Raw genomic sequence first — 26,895 nt, 5'->3', positions numbered from 1 at the left:
CTTCCCCGATGCCTTGTTTCCATGGATTTATTTTTTTATACGGATTTAATGCTCACCATCTGACTTTGATGGTATAAGTGTTCTATTCGTTTTCAAGCACAGACGAAGTTGAGTGCTCAACCAAGTCATTTTGTGCAGTTACAAGACATAGCCTCGATAACCCGATCTGAATGAGGTGATCCATGACGACAGAGTCTCTGCGTTCTTATAACGCAGTCATTGCGCGTACTTTATCGAAAGCAACTCAGCTAGGAGAGCAGTCGCCGAAAAGCAAAACGCTGGCTCGCCGAGGAATTGCCGGTTTTTGTCAGCTACGAGGCCCAACTGGGGGCGGCAAAAGCAGCTCACTCTATCGCAAAGGTTCAGCCGATAACGTTAAGCCAGCCCTAGAACTCATTAAGGATGCAAACCGACAGGCGATTTTCGTCACTCACAGGTGGAATATCCTACATGACATTTTTGATGGCGTAGCCAACGCGAAAGATAGTCAGGGTAAGCCCTTCACCGCCAGCATTTTATATGCTCAGGATGAAAATGTCATTGCAGCCGTTACCCAAACTCCTCTACCCCACGAAAAGGGAATTCAATCTTCTGATTTACCCAATCCTTTCGAGGAAATTGAACTTTTAAAGGCTAAAAACCTTCTTGTTCTTCCCGATCTTGAGCAAAAGCTCAGCAAGATCTGCATTCACATAGCGAATACTAGCCGAACCCTGAATAGCAGATATCTTCCACTCCTCCAGGGAAGTATTGCTCAAGAAAAAGAAAACTTACGAAAATCCTGTGCTTCCCTTGAGCGAATCCTGCTTAAGAACATAGCTGCCTTAGAAAAGGGAATCAGTAAAATAGAGCAGTCATCTGATGCCAACAGTGAAGCAACTAAAGCTGCTCACATGCGGCTTCAGAAGTTCAGGGATAATCCGTGGATAAGGCGCATTTTTCCTGCCATACGCTGGCAGGATGAAAAACAGCATTTACTGATTATGACTACTCAGAAGCTGTTTTCATCCTTTTACGACGGACAAAATAAGGTTCGAATGTCTCATAGTGACCTAAATGGCCACGTGATTTTCATCGATGAGTTTGATTATCAAGCTGATGTACTTCAACAGCTATTAGCCCAAGCTCAGTCAGTCCAGGAACCGCCAGAATGTCTGGGACAGCTTCTGGAGAATGGGAGAAGGTTCTTAAAGCGTAATCGGCATAACAAGTCTGAATATGTTCAAGAAATCAATCATCGACTAGAAACCTTTCTCGATGAATTAGAAGAGGAATTAGAAGCTAGTAATATCGACCTAAGCTCTGCGCGAGCTATGACGATTCCGCTAGAGCATTATCAAGAAAATAGATCCTTCAGTAAGCAATTTCTATTTCGCTCAGATCATCTAGTTACCAGCCAGCCCCTGACGATGCGTCGAGCTGAACATGGGTATGAAGTCGAGGTCGGAGGAACACAAAATTCTGAAACTGAACAGTCTGTCGATGTTGGAAGTTTCTTGCGGTTGATGGAGAAATCTATCCGCGAGTTTAGCCTAATTATGTCTGACTTGTCTTCCACGGAAGAGGAAGCCCGAGAAGATATTCTGGGACTTAGTAAACTGCTGTTCGACCCGGCAAACGATTATCGCCCATCCTATTACGGCTCAACATTACCAAATCTGGCTTTATTTTCCTTGCCACGTGCCGATGAAGTTGAACTTGAGCCGTTGATTAAGAGCAATATTCTTCCCAATACCCATGCTAATGTCTACGGCTTAGCCAATTGGTTACTGCAACAAAATACATCAGAAGTAGACCTTGACCCACTTCGCATTCAGATTAAGCGTGCATTTCTACCAACTACACCAGAGGGACTTCTACTTTCACTATCGACTAGAAACCTAGTCTTTGCGCTTTCGGCAACATCTTATGTGGAGCGTGCCATAGGCAATTTTGACCTTCGTTGGCTGGCATCAGCACTCAGATACATTACTGAAGCCCGCACACCTACCATTAAGAAGAGCTTTTTGGGAACCGATTTTGGCAATAGAAAAGAATCCTGGTTCGAGAAGCCAGTTCCATACGTTCAAGATGAAGTCGATCTTGATCTTCAGAACGAGGTGATCGCAAGTCTTAGCAAGACAAAGACCACTGTAAGAAATACTAATTTACAGTTGCATATTCGTGATTTTGAGGATATACAACAAAAACACGAATGCCAAGAAATGCTGGAATCGTTGCCGCCCGGTTTTTTTCAGCAGAATTCTGAGCCAATTACTAAGGCGACTAAAGAATATCGGGAGAAAGTCTTATGCATGTTGCTTGAAGTCATTGGGCTTGCCGGGAAAAACTACAAAAATAAAGGTCAATTAGCCTTTGTTAACTCTACAAAATACCTTAGGGAGTGGCTGCTGAGCGAGAATTTATATCACAGCCGAGAATGTCTCTCATGGTTAGAGAATGATGGTAAATTCAGCTCGAAAGTTCGAGAAGAGTCAATAAATAAGTTTGATCCCACAGATTTTGATGACGTCTTCATCCCTGTCATCATCCATAACACACCTGCTATCATCTGCCTGCTCACTGCTGAATGTCAGAAAAGACATGGATTCAGCAATGCCTATCAATCTGCTTTTGAGACTGATAGCATTGTCCTCATACTGACACAAATTGCCTCAGCTACTAACGGGATAAACCTGGATTTTTCACTCCCGGAAACCGGAGAGAAAATGGATTTGACCTGCTTGTATCTTCTAGAAGCTCAACATTTTTACTTCTCGACGTTTGACGATACTAATAGCAGTGAAGACGAAATGGCCCATGCGGGCTCTCAGTTGAGAAATCTTGACAAGCTATGTAGAGCGGGAGAACTCTCTCGGGCCGAACATAAGAGAAATATCTTGCCCCTGATGACAAATTCTCGGCAAGAAATTTCGCTGCTAAACGAACGTTATAAGCGGACGGATGATTATGTAAAAAACACGGCTGCAAACGTTCAACAGCAGGTAGGTCGGATAGAGCGAGCTTGGCGACATATTCCACTTGTTGAGATTCATCTCGCTTCTGGCTTGGCTCAAACTTTGGTGCGGTTTACTTCAATGCCTACTTTTGGCAATAACCGTGCACTCATTAGTGATCTCAATATCCAGATGCTTGAGGCCTTACTGAAGCAACAGGATGCCGAGCAATATGATTTCATTACTCAACTCATGACCCCGACTCAAACGGGTAACCAGGCTGTTGAAATCATAGACAATCAGCTGGTACCTGCAATTCGTGAAGCACGCCGTTGTACAGGCGGCAATGATGGAATTTCTGGGCTATGGCATAGCCTCGGCAGAGCTGTGCTCGAACACGACTATGCCTGGAACCCTAAAAGCAATCAATACGGTATCAATGTCGCACTTCGTGATTGGGCTTGTTTTGAGAAGCCAATTGAAAGTTTAACCAGTGGCAAAATCTGGTATGACCCCAATGCTTGGCAATTTTTTGGGTCGTCTAAAGAAGGGTGCGTTCGGTACAATCCAGAGCGCTTCTATGAGTATATTCAACGGCATCCAGCCATAATTGACTGGTTCAATAGAAGGGGTTACAGAACCTCTATTCAACCTTTTGCCAATGAGATAGAGGAGCACTATGCTTTTCATCCTCTAGTTGTCCAGCGACTGCTTCAAGGCCGACTAGGTGAGGAAGCCATTCGGGCATTACTGTATGACCGAGGCATTAGAACCCATATCACATTAGATAATCCTGGCGTGTTAGAACTCTATGACTTTAGTGTTTCTGAGTCTAATTTCCGCATTGATGCTAAATTCTGGAGCCAAGATAGCCAGAACGAAGCGGATTTAGAGTACCAAGCCTGGCAATCAGGAGGGTCAAGTCTAAACAATGCACCGTTAGGTTTAATTCAAAAACTTGCTCAGATTCGACAAGTAGAAGGGCCAAATACAAAGTTGGCCATCCTAAACTTCGTGGCTACGAGAGATGATGCCCCACTATTGGGCTTTGACCATAATCTTCAGCTGTCTCCAGTAGACCAGGCAGATATCTTAACTCTCAGCGGTTGTGTATCAGATAGCCCCATCATGACCTATACCCCAGGATTTCAGCAATTCACCACATTAGTCTTTTCTAACTTCAAGAGTAAGGAGGCGTCCGATGCAAGCGAAGAATCATGAAATAGTGCGTCAACTCTCCCTTTCCCACACAATTTACCGAGATAGTGAAATTGATACCAGCAAAGCAAAGCAACTAGTTGTCTATCACTACCCGTTGGCCAAAAGCTATCGTTGGAAAGAATGGCAGACCCACCTAGATTCTGAGTTGTCTGACAGGTACTACCCGTATCTTATGCGGAGCTATCGCGGTCAGTTTGGCTTGTTTGTTGCGGTTGACTCTGATGATGGTAAACCACCCATCATTCAAAATAGTGATGGCATTAACATTCCTCCTGAAAGGGTAAACTACGCACCTGAACTGAATCCCATCTGGATACGGCTGATCATGCGTAAGGCGACGGCGTTTGATAGCTACTGCAAAGGCAGCCATACTTTGGGACGCCCCCTTCTAAAGATTGATATTTGGCAGGGTAAAAAGGGAGCAGGTATTAATGCCATTAGCTTGGATTGCCGTACACAGCAACTAGCTGATGGAAATACTACTGAAGTAGTGCTCTTTTACGAGAATGTTCCTCTCAGGCCTCTCAATGGCCAGGAAAATGCTCGTAAGCAGCAGGGGTCTTTATGGACTTATGGAAAGAATAAAGTTCTTGTGCGGTGGATTCCCTCCCATGGCTCAAATACAGCGGGTACAATTTACAAAGAGATCAAAAAGAGTAAAAATTGCAGAAGACAGCGACCATTCATTGACCTTTCGTCTGCGGAGGCACTACAAAAAAGCTGGCCCTACATTCTGAAAACCGTACAAGATGAATTGATCAGGCAAGCTGCGGAATTTGGATTTGACTTAAAACCTAAAGTTCTCAACTTAAGGCTTTTGCCTATCAAAACCAAATATAAATCCAACCCTTTAAATCAAAACTTGATTCCTAGCATGGCTTTGGATGCCAAAGTGGACGTTTTGGACTGTAGGTTTTCTCAATCAGTACCTGCTTCTGAAATTGTCCAGCGTTTACAACAAGCTTTGGACAAGAAGAAGCTAGGGACGAAGCTGAGCTTATTGCCTCCAGTTCAACCTGGTGAAATTTCTGAAATCACATTTCGAAGCGACCAGAGGCTTCTTATCCTAATCGACCAGCTTAAAGATACTATCGATGATCGATATCCACTGACTCTGGAATTGAGTAGAAAGGTGGCTTGTCAGCATATTAATGTAAATCCTCATGATCTCATGGGTGATTCAGTTGAAGCAGGACTTCTCGTTGAACAGAGCGATGAAAATGAGAATACCTACTTAATTCCCGAGGCAGACTCAAAATATTACGATTATACCCTTTCTCTGTTCGATGAGGATAAATGCAAAAGTGCATTAAGCAGAAATGCAGAAATCACCATCAAGGAGCTAGAGCTTAAGTATCTTCTACTTAACCGAGAAGCAAAAATAAGTACATCGCTACCCGAACAGAAAGATCTGCTAACTGAGGATCTAATTGTAATAACTGATGGCTATCTGTTTACAGTAAGAGATGATAGGCCAGTCATGCTTCCTTTTAATCCTTCCGTTTCAAGTTATGTTAGGAAATGCGATGAAATTCTTGGCAATTTCAATACGTCAGTTCAGTTCCTGTTAGGACTCCTGCAAAAAAAGTGGCCCTATAACTACCAGCCTCAAGTCGTTATGCAGGGGTTTGGAAGTGAGACCGAAAGGCTTAGCAGATTTGCGCGTCAGTTGACTATTGTTATTCATAAGTCTGAAGACATTTCAATTTCATTCCAAGATCCCAAGTATGAAAAGCCACATATTATTCCTCCCCACTTAGATGATGCAGTCGAGAGGCTAAAATCTCAAAACCTGCATTTACCGCTTTACAGGTGGAAGCTTCCTGAGCGTAATGAGTTAACCATGCATATAGAGCAACTCGTGGAGGATGGAGAGCTAACTCCTGGTCGGAAAGAACTGTTGTTGAGGGAGCTAGATCATCTCATCAATTTTTGGAATGAAGCATTGAGAGAATTAGCTTACAGTGGTTCAGCAAAAATTGATTATAAGCAACTTAAAAAGGGTTGTTTAAATCGCTTACTGGAATTAAGAAATTCTTCCCTAAAGCAGAATGAAAAACCAAAGGAAAGGGTTGATTCCCAGTTAAATTCATCTTGGACGAAATTATTGTCGCGAGCATTCGACCTTCCATTGGAAGATATCCGAGGATGGCTTCGCAATGTTCCTGGTATGGAGCGCATATGGCATGACCCAGAACAGGGATACTATATCGTCGGAGGACTTGCTCCCCTTAAAAATCAAATTCAACGCCAACCTAGTATTCGACAATGGCACGCTTTACAGGGGAAACTAGATACTGAATTACTAACAGCTCTAGTTGATATCGATTGGGTTCGTGTTAATCAACTAGCTGGTAATCCTTGCGTTTCAACGCTTGTCAAGCGATGGCGCGAGTGTCAAAGCAAGCCTGATGAAGCTCTCATTTGAGGGAAGATTAAAGCCTTTGACCAGATCGCCCCTTACCGCCGATCGCGCACCAAATCCCGAATCACCTGCTCAACCACCCCATCCCAGCCCTATGGCCATGGGTTTGGCTGTAGCTCTGAAGCAACCGTTCAGCAGCAGCACGGTCATGGGTGTATACGGTCACAGCTTTAATCGCCTTCTCTGGCGCACCGGCTGACGATACCCGAGAGACCTTGGACTTACGGTGCAGGACAATCTTGGACTGGGGGATAGGTAGCCGGGCTGTCCGAATAATGCGCTGCTTCTGAACCACAAAAATAAGCGCCAGGAGCAAGAGAGAAATCGAAAAAATGAAAATCAGGTTGATTAGCACACTGGTGTCTCTATCCTTCTGACCGCTCCATCCTTTTAAGACTGCCCATTTACCACTTCACCTTCGCGCCCGCGATCGCATCCAGCACCAGCACCAGCACCACCGCCACCGGCTGCCGCTCCGCGATCATCTCTTGCACCCGCGCGATCGCCCGCACCGGCCCATAAACCTGATGCCGTTGGTACTCGGCCTGGCCGTCCCGCTTCAGCGGCTCATCCCAGCAGAGGCGCTAAGCCACTGGCAACGAAAACGAAAACCGGCTCCCCTCTCCCAGCTGGCTTTCCACGGCAACGGCACCCCCCTGCAACTCCACCAGGTCTTTCACAATCGTCAGCCCTAGCCCTTTACCGCTTGGGTTGCACCGCTGCGCCGCCTCAGAGCGCTGGTGCAGCTTAAACACCTCCTGGAGGTCAGCCGCCGCAATCCCCATGCCGGTATCGACAACCGCCGTCCAGACGAAATTATGTTTCACCTCAACCTCGACGGCAACACTGCCCTTGGGCGTGTACAGCACCGCATTCTTCAGCAGGTTCTCCAGAACCTCATAGACCTGGTCAGGATCAGCCCACACCGAAGGCAGGGCGTCAGGACATCGAACCGGAATTGTCCGGCCTCGGGCGCTGGGCAGTGACGACACCACCTCCACCACCTCACCGATGATGGCGGGCAGCGCACACACCTGACAGCGGGTCGGCAGATAATCATCCATCCGCTTTGAATAGTCCGAGATCGCCTCCGCCAGACGGCTCACCCGCTCGATTTGCCGCAGCTGCTTGCCCAACAGATCAGGCGTCAATGGCCGTGTCCCCTGACAGGCCAACTCCAAATCCCCCTTAAGTACTGTTAGGGGCGTGTTGATCTCATGCATTAGCACGGCCAGCCGCTGTCGCCGCCGCTGCTCCACCGTCTGTAGACTCATCGCCAAACGGTTAAAGTCAACCGCCAACCGCCGCAGCTCCGGTACATCGCCCAGGGGGGCTCGCGCCTCCAGGTCACCCGCCATAAATGCCGCCATCGCCTGCCGTAACGCCTTGAGCGGCCTGACGACAATTTCTCCCGACGACAGACTCAGAAAGACGACCATAACGATCCCGGCTAGAGCGACTTCTAGTCCCCCCTCCGCCAGCGAGGGATAGATCGCGGTGAGGCTCAGCGCAATCAGCGCCCCTAACCCCAACGTCACGATGTGGGAGGTCAGCAGCTGTATCTGCAACGGCGCAGAGCGCCAGGCCTGCCTAATCGATGGCATCTTCAAACTTGTATCCCACCCTTCTTACCGTTTTGACCAACGGGTTCACCCCCTCCGGCACCTGTAGTTTCGAGCGAATTTCTTTGCGCAGCCTAAAGATGCAAGAATCGACCGTACTGTAGTCATCTCCAGGGTGGTCGAGCCCCCAAATATCGTCCAATAACTGTGACCTGGAATAAACCTGTCCCGGCTGCCGGGCCAGTTTCGCCAGCAGGTCAAACTCCAATGCCGATAGCACCAGGTCAACCCAATCGCCGGTCAGCGACGCCCGGACGCTGCAACGCCTGTGGGTCTGGTGCAGCCGCAGATATTGATGCTGAATTAGCGCCGCATCGGCCCCGACCGCGTGGTCTTCATGGCGTAACTCGCGTCGCCGCAGCGTTCGCAGCCGAGCGATCAACACATCGGGGTCAAAGGGCTTAGTCATGTAGTCATCGGCTCCGGTGGCAAGGCCCCAAAGTTCATCGGTCTTCCCCCGCCGGGCCGTCAGCATCAAGATGTAGGGGTCTCGCCTCAGCGCCAGCCGCCGGACATGGGTACAGACCTCAAGGCCATCCATACCGGGCAGCATCAAATCTAGAACGATGTAATCGGGCTCTAGCTGCTTGCACAGCTCCAGCCCCTGCTCGCCGGTCTCGGCCCAATAGCTGGTGTAGCCCGCTGCATTAATACAGGCCTGAATGGTATCGGCCACATCCGCGTCATCTTCAATGATGAGTACAACCGCCATAGCAATCGTCAGAGTAAGGGACAGGCAGCACCGCCGGTACCAGCGGTGCCCTACCTAGCCTAGAGACGGAGGTGTGGCCGAGCCGGTTCTCAGAACGAGGCTAAAAATCATCCAGGCCCGCCGCCGCCAGATCCATATCGACATCAATAAACGGTGCAGGGTCAGCCTGCACCGGCGACAGCGACTCCGCCGCCCTCGATACCGCAGACAGCGGCTGAGGCCCAGGAGCCTGAGCCATAACGAGTACCGGCGTTGCCCCAGAGATCGCCAAAAACCGGTTCTGGATCTGTAGACTACGCAGCTGCATGTCCTCCAGCAGGGTTTGAGCCAGAGCCTGAAGCTCCGACTGGCTGAGGTCTGGTTCCAACGCCCAGGGTAGGTAAAACACCTTCAGCGCCCTGAGCACCGCTTCCCGCAGCGATACCGCCGGGTTCGTTTTCAGATAGGTGAAGAGTCGCCCCGCATCCGAATCCACTTCCACATCCAAACGCAAGATCACCCGCTGCCGACGGCTCATGCCCGCACCTCCTGGAGTGCCCTGGTGCGGGCATGAGCCCTGGTGGCTAACCACTTCACCCCGCCATAGCAGTCGGCAAAGCGCACCTGGTCGATTGCAGACGTTACCTCCTGAAGCCGGTACGCCATTTCTTGAGCAAGATCGGGCAGCCAGTTGGGCGTCGCACCGGGCAACGTCGCCAGGTAGTCCGTCAGATGAGGCCGCAAGAGCGTTGCTGCGGTACCACCGCCAATTAACACCTCATACTCCGTCAAATCGAGGGCGGCAAAATGCTCGCTCAGGTGGTGCCGCACCTGCTCCCAGTAAAAAGCCTCCGCCGCCTGCCTGCGCTGGGCTAGCGGAAACACCTTGCCCGGCTGGTCGGGAAACTGCACCGTCTCCTGCTCCCTTAACAACGCCTGCACCAGGTAGGGATTCTCTGGCTCACAGAGCGTTTGGGCCACCGCTTCAAGGAAAGCGACATAGCCCAACTTTTCCGAATCACTGGGCTTCCCTGTTGGGGGCTTACCCTGACGAAACACCAAAAAGCTCAAATCTCGATGGCCAATCATCAGCACGACATAGTTTTGGCGGCTGGCCTGCTGCTGCTGCGCAAGGTGCTGCTGCTTGCGCCAGAGCACCAGCCCCGCCGCCTCCGGCAGCACCTTAACGCTATCGATCTGGAGATCGTAGGCCTGTCCGCGATAGAGAAAGTGCCCCGTTTCTTGCAGCCGCTGAGTCAGCTCCTCGGCCTCGGACAGATACTCCTCAAAGGGCAGCGCGATGCCGATATCCAGATGCAGGGTTTTCAGCTGATGAGTGTGGGCCATTTCCCCCACCGCACCCAGGCTGCGGAGATGAGCCAGGGTGCTCTTGCGCAGGGTGGCTGTAGATTTGTTGGGACGCCCCTCGGCATCATCGGCCAGGGCATAGGCCTGATTGTTCCACTGGAGATAGGCTCCAGCCCCCAGGCCACCGCCATACTCCTGGCCCTGGTGACGCAGCACCTCCAGCTCCGAGGGCGGTAAATCCGCCACCTTGGGTGGACAGGCATAGCCGTAGCAGCGGTTGCCATCGGTTAAACAGGCCTTGGTGCCCGACATCCCAAGGTCGATAAAGAGTTGATGGGTAGCCATGGATAGTTCCTTCAGCGGAATGGGCGTTAGATGGCATCCACCCGCGTTAGACGCGGCTAGCCCCAGGTGACCAAATTGAGGCTAGTTGCGTCAGACGACGGTAATTGGCGTGCGATCTGTCCCGACTATAGAGACCAACTTTCACCGAGTCCGTGCAACCCGTGCACGGACTCGGTGAGATTCCTTTCTTACGGTGATGGGTACACCCAGGAGGAGGACGCTCTCCAACGGTCTGACACGATGCCACCAAACCCTCCTGAACCCCATCCACTCAATGGTTGAGGGACTTTCAGCCCCATGCTATCGATGTGCTCGGTCTCCGCTGCCCAGGCCGAAACTTACTACGAAAAAGACGACTACTACATCGCAGGCACCGACGCAGCCCGCTCAGCTGCTCGGTGGTATGGCCAGGGCGCAAGCACCCTCGGGCTCCAGGGCGAGGTCAAGCCCGAAGACTTCAAGGCCCTGCTTCACGGCATCGCCCCAAACGGTGAATGCCTCCACGCCCGTGCCATCGATCCTACCCGTCACCGGGCCGCCACCGACTACACCTTTTCAGCCCCCAAGAGCGTCTCTATTGCCGGGTTGGTGCAAGGCGACGAGCGAGTGATCGCCGCCCACAACCAGGCCGTCGATACTGCCCTAGAGGTCTTGGAGGAGCGCTTTGCCCAGGCTCGCGTCAGCACCCCTGAAGGACGGCAGCGCGTGGTGACTGGCAACATCGTCGCGGCGGTGTTTCAGCACGACAGCAGCCGTGAACTCGACCCGCAGCTGCACAGTCATTGCGTCGTGATGAACACTACCCAGCTACTCGATGGAGCCTGGCGCAGCCTCAGCAACGAAGAGATTGTGGCCAACCAGATCCTGCTGGGAGAGATCTATCAAAACGAGCTGGCCTACCAATTGCGGCAGATGGGCTATGACATCGACCCCCAGGGCAAAGGGCAATTTGAATTAAGCAACTACAGCCAGCCCCTGCTGAGCACCTTCTCAACCCGCACCCGTCAGATCGAAACCTACCTCCAGCAGTGGCAGCAGAGCCTGGACGAAACGCAGGGCACCCCGCTCCATGTCAGCCAGAAAAAGCAGGCGACCCTGCGCACTCGAAAACGCAAACAGGCCGTGCCCCGCGAGGTGCTGCTAGCAGCCTGGCAGCAGCAGATTAGTGACCAGAATCTCACCCTGCCCGACGTGCCCCACCAGGAGCGAGATTTATCTACTGCCGCCCACCACCAGGCAGACCAGATGGCCCGCGCGGGCACCGCCCACGCCTCAGAGCGAGAGTCAGTATTCCGTCGAGGGAAAGTAGAACGCTTTGTCCTAGAACATGCCCTGGGTGAAATGCCCTTTGCGGTCTTGCACCAGGCGATCGCGGCCCAGGGCGAGCTGCTGTCCGTCGAGGCCGTCAAGGATAAGTACACCACCACCGCCGCCCTGCACCGGGAGCGAGACACCATTCAACTCATGCACCAGGGGCAGCATCAGTGGGCTCCAATTCTGAGCGAGGCCGAACTCCAAGACCAGCTGCCGCAGTGGCCGACCCTGAGCGCCGGGCAGCAGCGAGCGCTCACCCTGGCCCTGACCAGTAGCGATCAGATGTTGGCCTGGCAGGGCCTGCCGGGTAGCGGCAAGACCTTTGTGTTGCAGGCCTTCAAGCAGAGCGCAGAAGCCCAGGGCTTTTCAGTGCGAGGGTTTGCCCCCAGCGCCGAAGCGGCCAACGTGCTGGGCAAAGAAGCTGGGCTACCGACCGATACCGTGGCCAGCCTGCTGCACGCTCCCGATCCAGCACCTGAACAGCGAGAAATCTGGGTGATTGACGAGGCCGGGCTGCTCTCCGCCAAGGATGCCCATGGACTCCTGAGTCTGGCTGTGCAGCAACAGGCTCGCGTCATTCTGGTGGGCGACACCCGCCAGCTCTCGGCGGTAGAGGCAGGCAACCCGTTCAAGAGCTTGCAGGCCGGAGGCATTCAAACCGCCTTTCTCGATGAGTCTCGACGGCAGAAGACAGCGGCCCTGAAACAGGCGGTTAACCTGCTGGCCACCGACCAGACAGAAGCCGCCTTTCAAACCCTGGTGGGAGCGGGCACGATTCAAACGATTCCATCCCCGCCAGTACGCCTTCAGCAGGTGGCCACCGACTACCTGGCCCTTGACGAGACAGAGCGCGACAAAACCCTGCTGCTCGCTGGCACCAACCAAGAGCGCCTGGCCCTCACCGCCCTGATTCGCACAGGGCTTCAGGCTCAGGATCAGTTAGGCTCTGATGGCTTTACCCTGACCTCCTTGCGCCGCAAAGACCTAACCCAGGCCCAGGCAGGCTATGCCACCCACTACGCCAGCGGCGACATTGTCATCGTCAACCAGCCCTACAAACGCCAGGGACTGGTGAAGCACCAGCCCTACCAGGTGATCCAGGTCGATGCCCGCTGCAACCGGCTGACCCTGGCCGATGGAGCCGGTCAAATGCTGGAGGTTGACCCAACGGCCTGCCCCAATAAGACTGTCTACACCCGCCAGGCGATCCCCGTTGCCGTGGGCGATCGCCTGCGCTGGACGCGCAATGATCGGGCACAAAACCTCCGCAACGGGCAGGCCTTTACCCTGACGGCGATCGATGCCCAGGGCCAGGCCGAGATCCGCTACCCCGATGGTCGCTGTGACGCCGTGGATCTAACCGGCTTGCAGTATGTCGATTACGGCTTGGTCAGCACCACCTATAGCGCCCAGGGCAAAACTGCCGACCGAGTGATGGCGCTGATGGATGCCACCACCAGCCAAGAGTCATTTTATGTGGCCGTCTCGCGAGCCAAATACCAGCTCTCGCTCTACACTGCCGACTCGGATGAACTGTTGCGCCAGGCGCAGCGATCCTCAGCCAAGGAAAACGTCAGCGCCTATGTTCCGCTCTTTAATTTGGTGAACACCCATGCCCAGACCTCGGAAAGTACCCCCGCCGCCACCCCCTCAGCAGTGGGCGATCGAGATGCCGCCAGGGATCTTGGCCGAGGCGCTGGTGAGCGCGTTGCAGCAGGCCTTGCTACCGCTCCAGCAGCAGATCGCGGGGCTCCAGCAGGACAACGCCCAGCTGCGATCTCAGATCGAGGACTTGGTGCGCCACCAGGCCCAATCGGAGCAGGTGCTAAGGCAGATGACCATCGAACACAGCCAACTCCAGCAGAGCTTGAACGCATTGCTGAAGGGGCTAGAGACTGGCAGCAGCAGCGACAGCTCCAGGCAATTGCAGGCACTCTTATCGGCCTTGGTGACACAGTTGAGCGAGTTAAATCAGCGGGTGAGCAGCAATCTCGATGGGCAGGAGCGATCTCTCGCCTTGCTCATGACCTCGCTCGCAGCCTTGAACGACGACGCCAGCAGCGGGAGCAGCGGCAGCGGATCAGCGCCGAGCAGATGATGTGGGCTGAACGTCTGGTGCCGGAGGTGAGAGGTATCCTGACGCTAGCCAAGCAGGCAGGCCAGATGGAGCAAACCGGGCCTGACACCTGGGTGCTCAAGGGCCGACACTACACGCTGTCGTTTTGCCAATCGACCGATACGATCTCCCTGGTCGCCCAGGATGGTCGCGGCGAGCTGCTCCGACTTCAGCGGCCCCAGGGAGCCTGGCAACCGAAGATAGCCCAGGGCATCACGCTAGAGGATGTTGGCCAGATTCAAAAGGCTCATCGGCTGTTGAACCGGGCTATGCATGCTCCCCAGCGCTCTCGCCAGGTTGAGATGGAATGCTAAAGCCTCGCCGCTTACGCTGCGGGAGACCTACAAGTTTGTGGATCTGGAGAATGTAACGGGGCACAGTTTCCAGCGGTCATTTGCGACGAATCTGTACCGGTAGGGGTATAGCCTGGCGAAAATAGCCTGGTTCTTGGCGCATAGTAGCGGGTCAGTGACGGCACAGTATATTGGTGAGCCTCATAAGGTAAGGCAAACTATTAACATCTCGCGAAAAACTTACCAACACAGGTGTTGGTAAGTTCGGAAGAGGAAATTGAATATTTCTGATTCTTAAGATGAATCTGTTTTTGAAAGCTTAGCGCCTTTAGGGTTTCGTAATTCCGTTCATCTTTTAATTTAGCAATGGTGGAAATTGCAGCATGATTCGCTATCGCAATACCATTATCAAAATGAAAACGATGGCAGCCAATGCTATATAAAAGATCCACATGTTGCTACCACCTTTTTGTTCAGATGGTGTTTTAGCTGTTGGCAATGACTTCAGCCACCAGTCATCCTGTGGCTTCGTAGAAGCTGAGACTCCTATTGGAGGGGCCAGTCGAGTCTCATAAGTGATAGACTGGTTACGCTCTCTAAGAGCCCGTTTACATTTCTCAGTCATGTGAGAAAGTTGAAGCTCATTAAAGATAGCTAGAGCTTCTTCGTAGCCATTTTTAGCTCTCCATTGATCGTTAAGTCTAACTAAGGCGTTTGATCGATTAAACAGAGCATTTGCCATTCCTCGTCGGTGACTTAGCTCGCGTTCAATTTGATATTGCTGATCGTAATACTCAACAGCACGTTGATAATTTTCTAGATGCTTATGAGCACTACCCAGTCCTCCTTTAAGAGTTGCTTCATAGTGACGATCTCCAATTTTTTGAGCTATTTTTAGAGAAGTCTCGTAATATTCAATTGCAAGTTGATAATTGCCCAAAGACAAATGGACTGATCCTAGATTTCCTAGGGCGCTTGTTTCTGTCGAGCGCTGGCCAATTTGACGAGCAATATTTAAGGACTCTTCATGGCATTCGATAGCATTCTGATATTTTTCAATCGCATCATATACAGTGCCTAAGTTTCCCAAGATTGGGGCTTCTAAGGCTCTGTTATCAATCAAACGAGCTATCTCCAGAGCTTGCTTATTATACTCAATAGCGGATTGGTACTGTCCTAGTATTTTGTGAGTGCCGCCTAATGCTCCTAAAATGATAGCTTCACGACATAGGTCTTTCAGATGACGTGCTATTCCTAGAGATTCTTCACGATATTCGATAGCTTGTTGATATTCTCCTAAAAATTCGTATGCATTACCTAAGTTTGCTAGAGCAGATAGTTGGCCTCGAGGAGTTTCTATTAACTTATATATTTCTAGCGCTTGCTTGTGATAGCTAATAGCGCGCTGATACTCTCTTAAATGGTTATATGTATAGCCCAACCCTCCTAAAGCTGATGCCTCTCCTTCTCGATAGCCAGCTTGATGTGCAAGCTCTAACGATTCTTGGTAGACATTGAGAGATTTTTGAAACTCTTCTAGCTCTATATAAGTACTGCCCAAATTCAATAAGCCGTTGATTGCCGATATCTGGTTCTTGACCTCGTATGCGATAGCTATAGATTGTTGGTAATAGGTAATGGCGCGCTGCTTGTCACCGAGACACTTATAGTTCAAGCCTAAATTGCCAAGGATCAGACCTTCGTGGCTTCTCTCTCCGATTTCTTGTGCTATTCCTAGTGCTTCTTGGTTGAGCTTAGCGGCAATCTCAAAGTTCCCTTGATATAAATATACATTACTTAGATTGTTGAGAGCAGCTGCTTTTCCTTTGGGAAATTCAAAAGAACTAATTATTTCTAGAGACTGATGGTGAAAATGAATGGCACGTTGATATTCACCCAAAGAGCTAAGGCAGCTCCCAAGACGTGTTGATGCTTCGGAAAATCGCTGTTTTTCCTCAAATGTGTCGGGTGGATTTGAGTGCCAAATATTAACTAACCGTTCGTATAGCTCACTTAATAAACGATAATTTCCCTGTTGATCTAGAGAATTATAAAAACGTTCGACTAAATTAAAAGCATTGCTCGCCTCTCCTAACTCACAGAAATGATGAAAACACTCTAAGATATTTGTCAAAGCTGCGGTGTTTTCCTTTAAATAAGCTGAAAAATAGATGACAGCACGTTGGTTGCCAATTCTTACTTTATTGTTTTTACTGGAAATTGTCTGAACTAATTTTTTCACCAGAGGATGTAATGACCAACGTTCTTCCTGTGCAGTTAAAAAACCCTGTGACTCTAGGATCTGCAAATCCGCAACCTGGATTTGGGCTTCCATAGCTTGTGCTTGCTCTAGCTTAAAGGCTTTGCGATAGACGGATACTAACAGCAGCAGATCCCGTCGGTAGACAGCCAGTTTTGAGAGTAAAATCTCGACAATTTGCTCGACACGACTTTCGGAGGCCATTGTCGATTGAGGCGTCAGTGCGTCATTAAGGCTTTGCTGAAACAACTGTTTAAAGAAATTGAAGCTACTAGGCTCTAAACGAGAGTTAGCTGTCTCCTGCAACCAACTCGCCGCTAGCTTCAAAAGCAACGGGTGTCCTTGACCTAATTTGGAGAGTTCGGCCAATCCGGTTTCCCAAGTTGCATGAATCTGTTGCTGCTGGAGGTATATCGCCCCCTCCTCAGGAGTAAAGCCGGTTATCATCACCTGGTAGGATGCTTCGGATAAAACTGGTTCACGACTAGTTATCAGCAAGGTGCTGTTGTGACCTTGATCCTGCCATTGCGCTAAAAAGCGCTGGAAGGAGGGCCAGTGGTCTGTGTTTCTAACAGCTTCAAGTTGATCGACGATTACTAAACATCGCTGCTCGATCAGTTGGGCAATCAGGTATCGGCACAAGGTTTCATCCGAAGTTTTTTCTTCAGGAATGGGTGGATGAATGGCTTGATAAATCCAACGACTAAAGTCATTAAATGATGGCTGCCGTGCAACATTGACCCAAAATACCTTGTCAAAGGCCCAGCGCGATTGACCACAGTCTGGTGTTGTTTGAAAATAAACCCAGGTTGCCAGCAGAGATTTCCCAAAACCGCCACCAGCCAAAATTTCTAGGATCGGCAGATGCTGCTGATTAATTGCTTCACGCAGTTGAGCCTGAATCTGAGACTGGTCAATCCACGTCTGGTCATCCAGAAGTTTTCTGAGTTGCGCCACTAAGGGAACAGGATCGATGCGATCCATCAACGCCTGAACTTGGATCTTGTGGACATCTCCAAAGTTGACTTCGTTGGCATTAACTTGCCCTACAGCAGTGATTCGGGCTTCTCCTTCAGCCCGAATGTTAAATCGTGGCCCCTGTTCTGTCTGGCTCATGACTACGTATCACCAAAGTTGACCGTGGTCGCGTTTACTTCTCCCACTGCGTTAACTCGCGCTTCATCTTGTGCGTTGACAGTAATTGTGACTGATTTTTGTGTCTGTTTTTGTTCACCAATATTGATAATTTTCTGGGCGATTTGCTGTAAATCTTGCTTCAGTGGCTGGTTTTGAGGCTCGCTCAGGTCATCATCCATATAAACTTCCAACTTAATCAGAGCGGCTTCGGACTGTTGCGTCTCGACTTCAGAGATAGCCGTCTCAGCACGTTTATTACCTGCAAAATGTTGTTTGATGCGCTGCCAGAGTTGGTCAATTTGACCGCTAGCCTTCTGAAGAACCAGTGGTGTTGCTACTTCTCCAGCCTTCGACGCTGCAGACTCAACAAACTTACTGGCCGCCAGAGCGACGAGCGTCGCTGTCGTGAGAGTCACGGGGTCAGTCATAGAACTATCCTGCTTATGGAGAACGCATCCTAATCATGGCAAAACAAGATTGGCCTGTCGATGCCTAGCTTATGCTGTAGTGCTATTCCGAATGCAGCTGGCTTTTGGTCACGTCCTTATTGACTGGCAGGTTGGACTAAAACCAGTCAGAACATGACTAACTTTCTGATCCAATGGATTTATGATTCCGCCTAAGTGGTCAAAAGAATAATGATGGAATGAAGGTGTTGAGCCATTGACCTTATCGCATAGCTGTCGACCTCGCAACTAGCCGGTCTGGCTTACCCCACCCCTATATCCATAGGAGGCCCTGACGTGGCTCAGTCGTAACTGTCCAACGCTGCGTTGGACAAATTTTGGAACTTTTTACGAAAGGGCTGTTGTGGGAGTCCAGTGATACTGGCCTAAGGTGATCGCATCCTGAGATCGCGGCATCCTAGTGGACGAGAGCGCTACCGACGGCGGTAGAGACACAACTTGGTATAGCCCCTACAGGACGCAGGGCCTGTAGGGGCTTTGTTTTGGGTCGGTGTGACGCCACTTACCGCCACTTAACCGCCAGTTACCGCTTTTTCCCGTCAGGGCTCTCTGCCTCTGCCTCCTTGGACGTCGTTGGACGTCATGGGGCAACACCGAGCGTCAAATGGCGCAGTAGCCCTAGCCGCGAGGGTAGCTACGCCCTGGGAGGGCTACGCATCCGAACCGTTCAGACACTACGCCATCCCTGGCGGGGTGAAATGCCCCTAAACTCCACCTACCAAGCGGTTTAGCGATTTTTGGGGGCAGGGTGATCGCAATAGGCCCTCTGCCTCTGCCCCACCGCCCAAAGCCTCTTTGATGGGTTGTGAGGGGTGGGGCAGAGGCAGCAATAACCAACAAAAGACCCCCAGCGATCGCCAGGGGCAGATGTGAAATTCCATTTACGCCCAACAGCTTACCTTTGCTACCGCCCCCACCGACGAGGGCACCTTAGGTAGACAGCGGGCAGGAGTCCTGAATCGTCAATGCTTCCTGAGAACTAACCCCCACCGGTACCGCTGGCCGTGGGGTTTTGTTTGGGCACCATCGCTTGGTCGCGTGGGTGATGCTATGGACTCTGGAGAATAACCTGCTGATTGAGCAACTCTGCGGTTGATGGACCATCCAGATAGGTTGGGGAACATGGAGCCAGCAGCGAGAGCACTGCACAAATCTGATATTGAAACCCCCACCGGTAGCGCTGCACTGGTGGGGGTTTTGCTTCGGAGGGCTATCAAAAGGCGATCAAGGCCTCATAGCCAGGTCGATTAAGCAGCGTTGGGCAGATAGGCACCCTACTTTTCTGGCAACACCAGATGCGGTAGGAACGCTCCCCGCGACCTACACCGAGGCCGCAAAATGCCTAAACAAAAGCCCTCATTCGTTACCTGCATCGCTCTCCTATCGCCCGCCCTGTTATTTGTCGTGACTCACCTTACCCCGCAGTTGCTGCTGACCTGGGCAGTATTGACTGAATCTGAGAGCTCGTTCACCATCAAAAACGAAAGTCAAGAAATTCAGTATGAAGGGCCTAATTCCGAGGCACCATAAGCGGGTTGCGATGGGGGTGCTCTGGTTGATCAGAATGGCGGGGCGATAAGGGCTAAGTCTTCTGGCTCAACCAAATCAAGCTGTACCGTTGTCTCTGGCGATGGTGGCTGATTTGGAATTAAGTTGAGTTCTAAATAAAGCTCGCGGTAGCTGACGACTGATGTTGTGGCCCAGCGATCAGCGATCTTAAGAGAAACCAAATCGCCCTCTCTAAACGACTGTGGCATAAACCCTCTCAGTGCTCTACCTAATAGATTAATTCTGCAAGTTGAATACTTGCATTACCCCTAAATAGCTACTCTGAAAATGTAACTGGCTTTAATTGCTAAGGTAGTTATGGAAACAAGAGAGCCGCCTTCCTACTCAACTTGCCGGGAGAGGGGGAGAAGACGGCTTCCTGGTCGATGTGGCTGTTTGGCGACTCTTGAGTTTCACTACCCCTAACTACGGAGAGAAAACATCATGGGACACCATGACTGGCTTGGCTTTCTGATTCTCGTCCTCCAGTTCCTTGACTGGCTAGGAAAACGATGATCAGGGTCTAATCCAACAAACCGCTGCCCTAGGGTGGCGGTCTGTTGTGTCGAATCCGCATTTAATATCCAACAATTCAGTTGAATGTTCAACGACGTTCGACAGCAATCAAAAATATTATAGCAGTTGACAGCTAGAGCACTATGCGTCAACCCTAGCTGCAAAGATAAGTGGAACCACAAGCCTCTTATCTCAACTCACGACGCTTTGCCCTGGGACTTTTGGGCAATGCTCAAAAAAGCGTTCTTATAGGGGGTTCTCAAGATGGGGCGATCGCACTACAGCAGACTCAATTGCTACATTCTGGGGGGCACCTCGGCGACTTAGAGTCCTGCCAAACTTGCCGTAATTGCCGCTGCGTCTCTGGAGGAAGCAGCTTGTACTCCTCAATCAACCGGCGGCACTCTTCCACGCGATATTCGTAGCGCTTGCCCATCTTGCGACAGGCTCGACCATCGACAGGAATCACGCCCAATTCGTTGCGCCAATACTCAGGGCTTCGGGCACGTAGCCCCAACGCCACAGCCAACGCCTTAGCGCTGACCCATTCTGGTGGTGTCACACCGTGCCGCAATAGCTGGAGAATTTCACCCTGCTGGGCTTCAATAATTGTCAGTCGAGCGAGTATTTCGCTGAGGGTGGGGTCGGTCATGGCCCTACTTCTCTAGATTCTTTTGCCTGAGTCGATTAAACTTCTCCGCCGCACTGTCGGCATAGCTCTTGATAGACTCATAGCCCGCCTGGGGTCGCGTATCGTGGGCCAGCTCAGGATTACCCGAATACCACTCCGCCGCCACCCGCTTCACCGCCGTATTCATATCGTGGCCCGCCTGAATCTGTCTCTGTAGAGCACTCTCCAGCTTGACCCCCACGATCTGCTGCTGAATCTCAGGATTCTGCAAAAACTCCTGGGGCGACACATCGCGGCCCAGCACATCGTAATCCCAGCCGCAGTTGCTCTTCGGCTGGCCATCCCAGGAGCAATTGAGATTCTGCGGCATCACCTGCCCCAGGCCCAGCGCCCCTGTGTCAGGGTTGACGGCAGTAGGGTCACCGCCCGACTCTTTAACAACAATCGCCTGGTAAAGGGCAATCGTATCCCCCAGCCGCTCATTCGGCTTGCGACCATTGAGCGCCCAGACTAAATAGCCCTTCTGCGGAGCCTGAGCCACGCCCCCTTGTATCTGCTCCCAGTGCAGGTGAGCGCCGGTGCTGCTGCCCGTGTTACCGGTCTTCGCCACCACCGCCCCGGCCCGATGCTCACCCCCCTTGCAGTGGGACAGATGCGCCGCCCTCAAGGTGATCTCAGGGAACGCCGAACTGGTCATATCCGCCACCGTGCCATAGCCCTTGGGGTCGCTCCAGCAGCGCACCGACACTGTATCTCCGGCGTAGCCGATCGCATGAACATGCACCCCCTCCGGCGTCGGCACATCAATACCCGAGTGCATCCGCATCTCATTGTGGATCGGGTGCATCCGCAGGCCAAAGCCCGAGTTGACCGTGTAGCCCGCAATCACATCGCCTTTGCTGATGAGGGCTTTGAAGTCATCATCGTAGAACCCAGCCACCGCCTCAGTCACGGCACTGACTTTCCTGAAGCGATCGCCCCAAGATTCGTTCGTCTCCTGATCGACCATCACCCAAGTCGAGGCAGCGATCGCCCCCACGCAGCCCAGCTTGAGCACCAGCTCCCCCGCCTGAATCGCCGTGCCAATCACGTAGCGCCAAGTCGGGGGCAACTCCGACCAGTGGGGCTTGTAGTTTCTAACGGTTGAGCTCACTGTGGGTCACCTCCCCCTCCGTCACCGTCACATCGAGGGCCAAGCCGTTGTTCAAAGCCCAGCGGTAGACCCCGTTACCCAAAGCACAGGCGGGCTGCCCCAACCACTCCAGGGCGATCGCCTCTGACTCCCCCACCAGTGCTTTGCGCAGCTCAGCTTTCGTGGCATCGAGGGCAATCGGGTCAGGGGCCACCGCCACGCAGGCTTGCAGGCGAGCATCGTTACCCTGCACCCTGGACACTAGTTGCCACGCCGCAGGCTGGTGGGTGTTGACCCACGACTTCACCCCATAGATTGGGTTGTAGAACTGCCCCCGGCCCGGCTGCTTCAGGTCTAAAAACGCGGCCCCGACGAACAACGCCGCCAGGGCCAGCAGGTACCGAGTTCTGATTCGCCAGAACAGCATCGCTACTCCCCGACCTTCACAGCGCGAGTGTAGGGACGGGTTTCGATGGGCTGTCCCACCCGTTCCTCCCCGGTCAACACCTTATGGGCGCTGCCCGCAAGGCTCTGCGTCGGCACCACCAACATGGCCCCGAAGTTGGTGCCCGCCACGACCGGATTCCAGATATCGCCCCCGGCCTTGACCGCCGAACCCTGGAGGACATTTAGCCCTGCCGAGAGCACAAACAGCCCGCCCCACACCGAAATGAAAGCTCCACCCATCGTCTGTAGCGGGTGGTTCCGCAAGCAGCTGAGGCCGCTGCGAATCACCGGGAAAATGCTCCAGGGATCGGTAGTGGGCGTGATAACAAAGATCGGCTTGCGCTTGCCGCTGGTGGCATCGAACCAGCCACCATCCTGCACGTTAGAGCGCATGGCATTGCGTGGTGCGAGCTGGACACCGCTGCCCCGCCCTGGTGAGCTGAGCTGAGGCGTAATGTCGATGATTTGCCCGTCGATGATCTCAGGGCCGTTGTTGCCGTTGGCAAGTTGATTGTTCTTAGAGCTAGCCATTAGGAATTTTCCTCAATGATGGATTTGATGCGGTCGAACAAATCGGAGCCCTCCTGGTACTTCTTGCCCGTGCAACCCAACACTTCTTTGATGACTTGGGAGCGGGGTATCCCCTGGGCCAAAGCGTTGGTTACCGCGATGATCAGGGGCAGATCCGGGGCTAAAGAGGGGTCTGGAAACTTGGAAACTTTCGTTTCACCCAGAGGTGAAAGCCTTACCCCGTCTTCGTTTCCGTCCGTTGCACCTGCCGTTGCAGGGGCGTAACTCGGTTTCGGCACTTCATAGGCCACCATCGGCAGCCATTCTTTGACTTCTGAGTGGTAAAAGACCGCCTGCTTGGGTGAGAACGATCGCTCAAAAATCACCTCATCCTCAATTGGCGGAATGCTGGTGTCCGACTTCCGCAGGCTCTCCAGATGGCTCTGGCTGCTGGGGGTCTGAATCGTGAGCAGGTCAAACGTGGCTCTCATGCCACCGCTGACCCCGATATCGCCCACCAGCGACGACTGAGTAATGGCCCACAGCGCCCGGTCATCCGTCTCCCCCGACGACAGCTCCATCGTCAGCTGCGACTTGAGGAACCCGTCGTACCAGGCCTTGAAAGCCGTCTTCATCATCGCCAGCTCGTCGATGATCAGCACCTTGGGCCGCTGAGGCAGCTGCCGCCAGGCAAAGATGAACTTCTGCATCTGCTCGCAGATGTCGTCGATATCCTCTTTGGACTCTAGAGAATCAGCCATGAAGCCCAGCACGTTGTCAGCCTTCTCCCAATAGCTGTGCTCCTTGGGGTGGTACTTGGGCTGAATCACCCACACCACCGCGCCCTGTTTCACCTGGGCCTGCCGGTAGGCATGGGCCACCGTTAACCCTTTGCCAACCCGAGGGTTAGCCGAGATTAAGGTAGGCCGCATACGAGCGGCGAGAATGGCGGCGGGGTTGCCCACCCGGAAAGACTCGGTAGCCCCAGCGAAAGGCACCTGCCCATTCCAGCCCTGCGGCTCGGGTTGAATCGGGGGGCCTGCGATTGCCACCTTAGGCTGCTCTCCCCCCAACGCCCAAGCCACCCCACAACCAACGGCCACGGCTCCAAACGTAATCGCCGCAGGCAGATAGGGATAGGTTTTCTCGTAGCGAATCTGAGCCCCATTGGCAAAAGCCTCCAGGTCAGCAGGAGTGAGATTGCTGGCAGGCCGTTGCAGGCCACAGAACAGCCCCAGAGCAGCGGCCCCAATCGAGCCATAGAGCAGATGGTTAGTCTCTAACTTCATGGGCCTGCACCTCTTCAGACAAAGAGTGTTGGCGGTCGTGGTACTGAACCATGTTCTCGATGGCGACTACCGCCAGATTGGTCGGTGGGTCTTGGGGCAGCGCCGTCATTGAGCGGGCCACCTCTACGGCCTCAACTCGGAAGAGCGCCGCATTAGCCTGTCGCCAATCGCGATCGCCCTTGGCCGTATCCAACATCACCTGGGCATCGCGCTGGTAACGGTTGAGCGGGCAAATGATCTGCTGTTGGTAGCAGGGGTCAGTGGGCTTCAGGACGTCCTGTTCCGCCTGCTGGCGGTAGCGGTAGGCCTCATTGTTGAGCACCGACCGACCGACATCGGCCAACACCAAACGGCTGTCTTCGTAATTGCCCGAGAGCCGGTCTTGAGCTGCCGCCAACACGTTCTCGTAGTTAGGGGCGGGCAGTTCACTTTGGTAGGTGCCTTCGTCGCCAGTGCGGCCAGACTGCGCAAAGGCGAAGGCAATGCCAGAGAGGGCCGCTACCGCGATGCCACCGGCAGCCCAGTAACGGCGGTTTTGCCACCAGGGAACGGGAGTTAGGTAGATGTTTTGAATGGGTGATGCACCGCTAACGACCTCGCGACGGTATTCGAGGGGGACGGCAGGGGGAGTGAATTTAGCTTCCATGGCGTTATAACCAGAGTTACGGCGTTAACAGGATGAAAACGGCGGTTATCAGGGCTAAACCCCCTAACCAGCAGCAGCGGTATCGGACTCGGTGGGCTTTCCCAAAGCTTTCAGCGTTCCAAGGGCATCGGCTAGGGATTTGGTTTCGTCTGTCTGGGCAGCATCAATCTGGCTAGTCTGCAAGCGGTAGAGGCGCTGCTCTAGGGCTAACTCCTGGGCCTTAGCGGCGATCTTGCTTTGGGCTTGTTTGGTGGCTTGTAGGCGTTGCTCACGAGCGGCGATGTCATTGGCAAGTGCCCCTTGAATCAGATCGGCAGTCTGCAAAAACTGCTCGGCTACAGCTAAGGGGTCATCAATTACCAGCGCTTCAGAGTCCCGAAACTGGGCTAGGTCTACGGTCATGCCTTGGTAATTGGGCAAGTCGATGCTGGTGCAGTGGTTGCCAGCATGGATTGTTAGGCCCCCAACAGTGGGTTCGGGAGGGGCAGGAGGGGGGCAGAACTGCGCGATCGCAGCCTCTATAGCAGCGGAGCTAAGTCCGTTGCTGGTGTTGTAGCCGTTGTCATTCAGCCAGCGGCGCACGCTGGTTTTGGGCAAGTTGCCGTGCTCTTTGCAGAACGAATGAAGGCTTACGGATTTGGCCATAGCTAAAAGTCCTTTAGTCCGTTGTGGGTACGGGTTTGGCGCGGCATGGCACAGCAAACAGTGAGCCAATCAGGTCTAGCCCTGTACCTATGCCGTTTCGAGTTTGGTTCAACCGTTTCGAGCTTGGTTCAGATGGTAGCATAAAGTATTCTAGAGTAGAATACTTTTATCCTATACAGGATACTTGAGGTAAATTTGAGGCAACCGTTCAAAATGGAGGGGTTAAAACCGCTATGACTGCCACAATGCCGACTAATAAGGCCAAGCTAGGGGTCTATGTAGACCAAGAACTGAAAGCAGATGTCGAGAAGCTTGCAGAGCTGGAAAGTCGTAGCGTGAGCAACTTCATAGAGATTTTGCTGAAAGAACTTGTGGCTAATGCCAAGGCAGAAGGAAAGTTGAAATGACCCAGAGCAGCGATCGCTTAGCCCAGATAGAAGCCATCCTGGCCGAAAATGCTCGGCAGCTAGTAGAGACACGGCAGCTAGTAGAGAGCACGCGGCAGATCTCCGACAGCAATGCCCGCGCTATTGAGGCATGGGGCAGCCGTATTGAGGAGGTGCAGGTAGACACCGAAGAGGCCACCAGCTCTACCAGGGCCGATCTGGCTGTGCGGATTGAGGACAACGCCCACAACCAGGGCATTGACCGGGTACGCTTTGACCAACTGCATGAGGAGCACACCCAGCGCTTCAATACTCTGTTGGAGGAAGCCAGAGCAGACCGGGCAGAGATGCGGGCAGCCCGTGAGGCCAACACCACAGAGCACCGGGCCTTCACACAAAACATTCAGACCCTGCTGGCCGAAATTGCCCGGCTGTGGCAGCGGGTGGCAGCAGGATGACCACTGGAGACAAAGCCAAGCGAGCTACAGTTGCGATCGGCCCGTTGGCGATTGCTGGGTTCCAGATGCCCGATGGTAGTTGCCGGATGAGCATTACCATCCCGGCTGAGGCAGTTGGGACTGCTCAGCAGAACGGATCAAACTTTTTGTGCTTGAATGCCTTCAAAGCCTCACAGGTCAGTAGTTACACGCCACAAACTTCTGATCAGGGCAAAGCCTACGCAGAACACGATGCTCTGCACAAACAAGTAGCCCAACTAGAACAGCAGCTCCACGACGCTGGTCTAGAGCCCTGGCAACTACCGCTGATCGAGCGGTAACCACAGTCTTTTGTTGCACGTAAGGAGGCCGATACCAACCCCAAAACCCCGATGAAATCAAATATCTAGAGTCGGCTTGCCCGGTTCAGACACCTGTACTATGATCCGGCAATGATTGACGCCCCGCTGGGCTGACCACCTAGCGATCGCGTGAATCAGTGTTAAGCGTCCTGACCAGACCCTTAATACGCAAAAAGAACCGGCAGCGAATGCCACCGGCTCTTTAAAAAGC

General features: G+C 52.7%; 20 protein-coding genes. 6 read left to right on the top strand and 14 right to left on the bottom strand.

Translation table 11 applies throughout. The features are described 5' to 3' along the window. Positions 1-182: 182 nt before the first annotated feature. Together AC0QKW_RS02675 and AC0QKW_RS02670 are read left to right on the top strand one after the other, a co-directional pair. Positions 183-4,157 carry a hypothetical protein gene (locus tag AC0QKW_RS02675; RefSeq protein ID WP_473149510.1) on the top strand — a complete coding sequence of 1,325 codons (3,975 nt, stop codon included), beginning with the start codon at positions 183-185 and terminating at the stop codon, positions 4,155-4,157. Then, positions 4,138-6,585 (top strand): hypothetical protein, encoded by a 2,448-nt coding sequence (locus AC0QKW_RS02670; RefSeq protein ID WP_473149509.1) that lies wholly within the window; start codon positions 4,138-4,140, stop codon positions 6,583-6,585. Before AC0QKW_RS02675 ends, AC0QKW_RS02670 begins: the two co-directional genes overlap by 20 nt. A gap of 581 nt (positions 6,586-7,166) precedes the next feature. On the opposite strand, the gene AC0QKW_RS02665 is transcribed toward AC0QKW_RS02670, so the two are convergent. The 4 genes from AC0QKW_RS02665 to AC0QKW_RS02650 form a co-directional block, all read right to left on the bottom strand. Further along, positions 7,167-8,186, bottom strand: a complete 1,020-nt coding sequence (locus AC0QKW_RS02665) for a sensor histidine kinase (RefSeq protein ID WP_473149508.1) — start codon at positions 8,184-8,186, stop codon at positions 7,167-7,169. Beyond that, a complete protein-coding gene (locus AC0QKW_RS02660) occupies positions 8,173-8,916 on the bottom strand; it encodes a response regulator transcription factor (protein ID WP_473149507.1) in 744 nt (247 codons plus the stop codon). The genes AC0QKW_RS02665 and AC0QKW_RS02660 overlap by 14 nt, the downstream gene beginning before the upstream one ends. A 100-nt stretch (positions 8,917-9,016) precedes the next feature. Beyond that, positions 9,017-9,433 (bottom strand): hypothetical protein, encoded by a 417-nt coding sequence (locus tag AC0QKW_RS02655; RefSeq protein WP_473149506.1) that lies wholly within the window; start codon positions 9,431-9,433, stop codon positions 9,017-9,019. Continuing rightward, complete coding sequence (locus AC0QKW_RS02650) at positions 9,430-10,548, bottom strand: ParM/StbA family protein (protein ID WP_473149505.1); 1,119 nt, start codon at positions 10,546-10,548, stop codon at positions 9,430-9,432. The genes AC0QKW_RS02655 and AC0QKW_RS02650 overlap by 4 nt, the downstream gene beginning before the upstream one ends. A gap of 297 nt (positions 10,549-10,845) precedes the next feature. Between AC0QKW_RS02650 and mobF the strand changes: the two genes are divergently transcribed. Next, positions 10,846-14,292, top strand: coding sequence for a MobF family relaxase (gene mobF / locus AC0QKW_RS02645; RefSeq protein ID WP_473149504.1), 3,447 nt, complete (start codon positions 10,846-10,848; stop codon positions 14,290-14,292). A 370-nt stretch (positions 14,293-14,662) separates the two neighbouring features. On the opposite strand, the gene AC0QKW_RS02640 is transcribed toward mobF, so the two are convergent. The 10 genes from AC0QKW_RS02640 to AC0QKW_RS02595 all read right to left on the bottom strand — a co-directional run bounded on the left by AC0QKW_RS02640 (position 14,663) and on the right by AC0QKW_RS02595 (position 25,499). Then, positions 14,663-17,647 carry a tetratricopeptide repeat protein gene (locus tag AC0QKW_RS02640; RefSeq protein WP_473149503.1) on the bottom strand — a complete coding sequence of 995 codons (2,985 nt, stop codon included), beginning with the start codon at positions 17,645-17,647 and terminating at the stop codon, positions 14,663-14,665. A gap of 2 nt (positions 17,648-17,649) precedes the next feature. Further along, entirely contained in the window at positions 17,650-18,096 is a 447-nt protein-coding gene (locus AC0QKW_RS02635; RefSeq protein ID WP_473149502.1) for a hypothetical protein, read from the bottom strand. 1,598 nt (positions 18,097-19,694) lie between these two features. Continuing rightward, a complete protein-coding gene (locus tag AC0QKW_RS02630; RefSeq protein WP_473149501.1) occupies positions 19,695-19,892 on the bottom strand; it encodes a hypothetical protein in 198 nt (65 codons plus the stop codon). A gap of 596 nt (positions 19,893-20,488) precedes the next feature. Further along, positions 20,489-20,851, bottom strand: coding sequence for a hypothetical protein (locus AC0QKW_RS02625; RefSeq protein ID WP_473149500.1), 363 nt, complete (start codon positions 20,849-20,851; stop codon positions 20,489-20,491). 4 nt (positions 20,852-20,855) lie between these two features. Then, a complete protein-coding gene (locus AC0QKW_RS02620; RefSeq protein WP_473149499.1) occupies positions 20,856-21,983 on the bottom strand; it encodes a peptidoglycan DD-metalloendopeptidase family protein in 1,128 nt (375 codons plus the stop codon). Then, positions 21,967-22,389 carry a hypothetical protein gene (locus AC0QKW_RS02615; RefSeq protein ID WP_473149498.1) on the bottom strand — a complete coding sequence of 141 codons (423 nt, stop codon included), beginning with the start codon at positions 22,387-22,389 and terminating at the stop codon, positions 21,967-21,969. Before AC0QKW_RS02615 ends, AC0QKW_RS02620 begins: the two co-directional genes overlap by 17 nt. 2 nt (positions 22,390-22,391) lie before the next feature. Further along, entirely contained in the window at positions 22,392-22,940 is a 549-nt protein-coding gene (locus tag AC0QKW_RS02610) for a hypothetical protein (protein WP_323350650.1), read from the bottom strand. Further along, positions 22,940-24,208: a hypothetical protein gene (locus AC0QKW_RS02605; protein WP_473149497.1), complete on the bottom strand. Its 1,269-nt coding sequence runs from the start codon at positions 24,206-24,208 to the stop codon at positions 22,940-22,942. The genes AC0QKW_RS02610 and AC0QKW_RS02605 overlap by 1 nt, the downstream gene beginning before the upstream one ends. Continuing rightward, positions 24,192-24,854, bottom strand: a complete 663-nt coding sequence (locus AC0QKW_RS02600; protein WP_473149496.1) for a hypothetical protein — start codon at positions 24,852-24,854, stop codon at positions 24,192-24,194. Before AC0QKW_RS02600 ends, AC0QKW_RS02605 begins: the two co-directional genes overlap by 17 nt. A 63-nt stretch (positions 24,855-24,917) precedes the next feature. Then, positions 24,918-25,499: a hypothetical protein gene (locus AC0QKW_RS02595; protein WP_473149495.1), complete on the bottom strand. Its 582-nt coding sequence runs from the start codon at positions 25,497-25,499 to the stop codon at positions 24,918-24,920. A gap of 233 nt (positions 25,500-25,732) precedes the next feature. Between AC0QKW_RS02595 and AC0QKW_RS02590 the strand changes: the two genes are divergently transcribed. The 3 genes from AC0QKW_RS02590 to AC0QKW_RS02580 are packed head-to-tail and all read left to right on the top strand — an operon-like array spanning position 25,733 to position 26,663. Continuing rightward, a complete protein-coding gene (locus AC0QKW_RS02590) occupies positions 25,733-25,906 on the top strand; it encodes a ribbon-helix-helix protein, CopG family (RefSeq protein ID WP_073611168.1) in 174 nt (57 codons plus the stop codon). Beyond that, complete coding sequence (locus tag AC0QKW_RS02585) at positions 25,903-26,343, top strand: hypothetical protein (protein WP_473149494.1); 441 nt, start codon at positions 25,903-25,905, stop codon at positions 26,341-26,343. Before AC0QKW_RS02590 ends, AC0QKW_RS02585 begins: the two co-directional genes overlap by 4 nt. Then, on the top strand, positions 26,340-26,663 hold the full coding sequence (locus AC0QKW_RS02580; RefSeq protein WP_473149493.1) for a hypothetical protein: 324 nt from the start codon (positions 26,340-26,342) through the stop codon (positions 26,661-26,663). The genes AC0QKW_RS02585 and AC0QKW_RS02580 overlap by 4 nt, the downstream gene beginning before the upstream one ends. The last annotated feature ends 232 nt before the right edge of the window (positions 26,664-26,895 follow it).

The organism is Pseudanabaena sp. PCC 9330 (assembly GCF_055795045.1).
The sequence above is the reverse complement of the archived record's forward strand: the minus strand, read 5'-3'. Positions and strand labels throughout refer to the sequence as shown.

Bases quoted from the DNA above. Each gene is read 5' to 3' on its own strand.
- AC0QKW_RS02675 (WP_473149510.1), top strand. From the start codon at position 183: ATGACGACAGAGTCTCTGCGTTCTTATAACGCAGTCATTGCGCGTACT.
- AC0QKW_RS02670 (WP_473149509.1), top strand. From the start codon at position 4,138: ATGCAAGCGAAGAATCATGAAATAGTGCGTCAACTCTCCCTTTCCCAC.
- AC0QKW_RS02665 (WP_473149508.1), bottom strand. From the start codon at position 8,186: ATGCCATCGATTAGGCAGGCCTGGCGCTCTGCGCCGTTGCAGATACAG.
- AC0QKW_RS02660 (WP_473149507.1), bottom strand. From the start codon at position 8,916: ATGGCGGTTGTACTCATCATTGAAGATGACGCGGATGTGGCCGATACC.
- AC0QKW_RS02655 (WP_473149506.1), bottom strand. From the start codon at position 9,433: ATGAGCCGTCGGCAGCGGGTGATCTTGCGTTTGGATGTGGAAGTGGAT.
- AC0QKW_RS02650 (WP_473149505.1), bottom strand. From the start codon at position 10,548: ATGGCTACCCATCAACTCTTTATCGACCTTGGGATGTCGGGCACCAAG.
- mobF (WP_473149504.1), top strand. From the start codon at position 10,846: ATGCTATCGATGTGCTCGGTCTCCGCTGCCCAGGCCGAAACTTACTAC.
- AC0QKW_RS02640 (WP_473149503.1), bottom strand. From the start codon at position 17,647: ATGAGCCAGACAGAACAGGGGCCACGATTTAACATTCGGGCTGAAGGA.
- AC0QKW_RS02635 (WP_473149502.1), bottom strand. From the start codon at position 18,096: ATGACTGACCCCGTGACTCTCACGACAGCGACGCTCGTCGCTCTGGCG.
- AC0QKW_RS02630 (WP_473149501.1), bottom strand. From the start codon at position 19,892: ATGCCACAGTCGTTTAGAGAGGGCGATTTGGTTTCTCTTAAGATCGCT.
- AC0QKW_RS02625 (WP_473149500.1), bottom strand. From the start codon at position 20,851: ATGACCGACCCCACCCTCAGCGAAATACTCGCTCGACTGACAATTATT.
- AC0QKW_RS02615 (WP_473149498.1), bottom strand. From the start codon at position 22,389: ATGCTGTTCTGGCGAATCAGAACTCGGTACCTGCTGGCCCTGGCGGCG.
- AC0QKW_RS02610 (WP_323350650.1), bottom strand. From the start codon at position 22,940: ATGGCTAGCTCTAAGAACAATCAACTTGCCAACGGCAACAACGGCCCT.
- AC0QKW_RS02605 (WP_473149497.1), bottom strand. From the start codon at position 24,208: ATGAAGTTAGAGACTAACCATCTGCTCTATGGCTCGATTGGGGCCGCT.
- AC0QKW_RS02600 (WP_473149496.1), bottom strand. From the start codon at position 24,854: ATGGAAGCTAAATTCACTCCCCCTGCCGTCCCCCTCGAATACCGTCGC.
- AC0QKW_RS02595 (WP_473149495.1), bottom strand. From the start codon at position 25,499: ATGGCCAAATCCGTAAGCCTTCATTCGTTCTGCAAAGAGCACGGCAAC.
- AC0QKW_RS02590 (WP_073611168.1), top strand. From the start codon at position 25,733: ATGACTGCCACAATGCCGACTAATAAGGCCAAGCTAGGGGTCTATGTA.
- AC0QKW_RS02585 (WP_473149494.1), top strand. From the start codon at position 25,903: ATGACCCAGAGCAGCGATCGCTTAGCCCAGATAGAAGCCATCCTGGCC.
- AC0QKW_RS02580 (WP_473149493.1), top strand. From the start codon at position 26,340: ATGACCACTGGAGACAAAGCCAAGCGAGCTACAGTTGCGATCGGCCCG.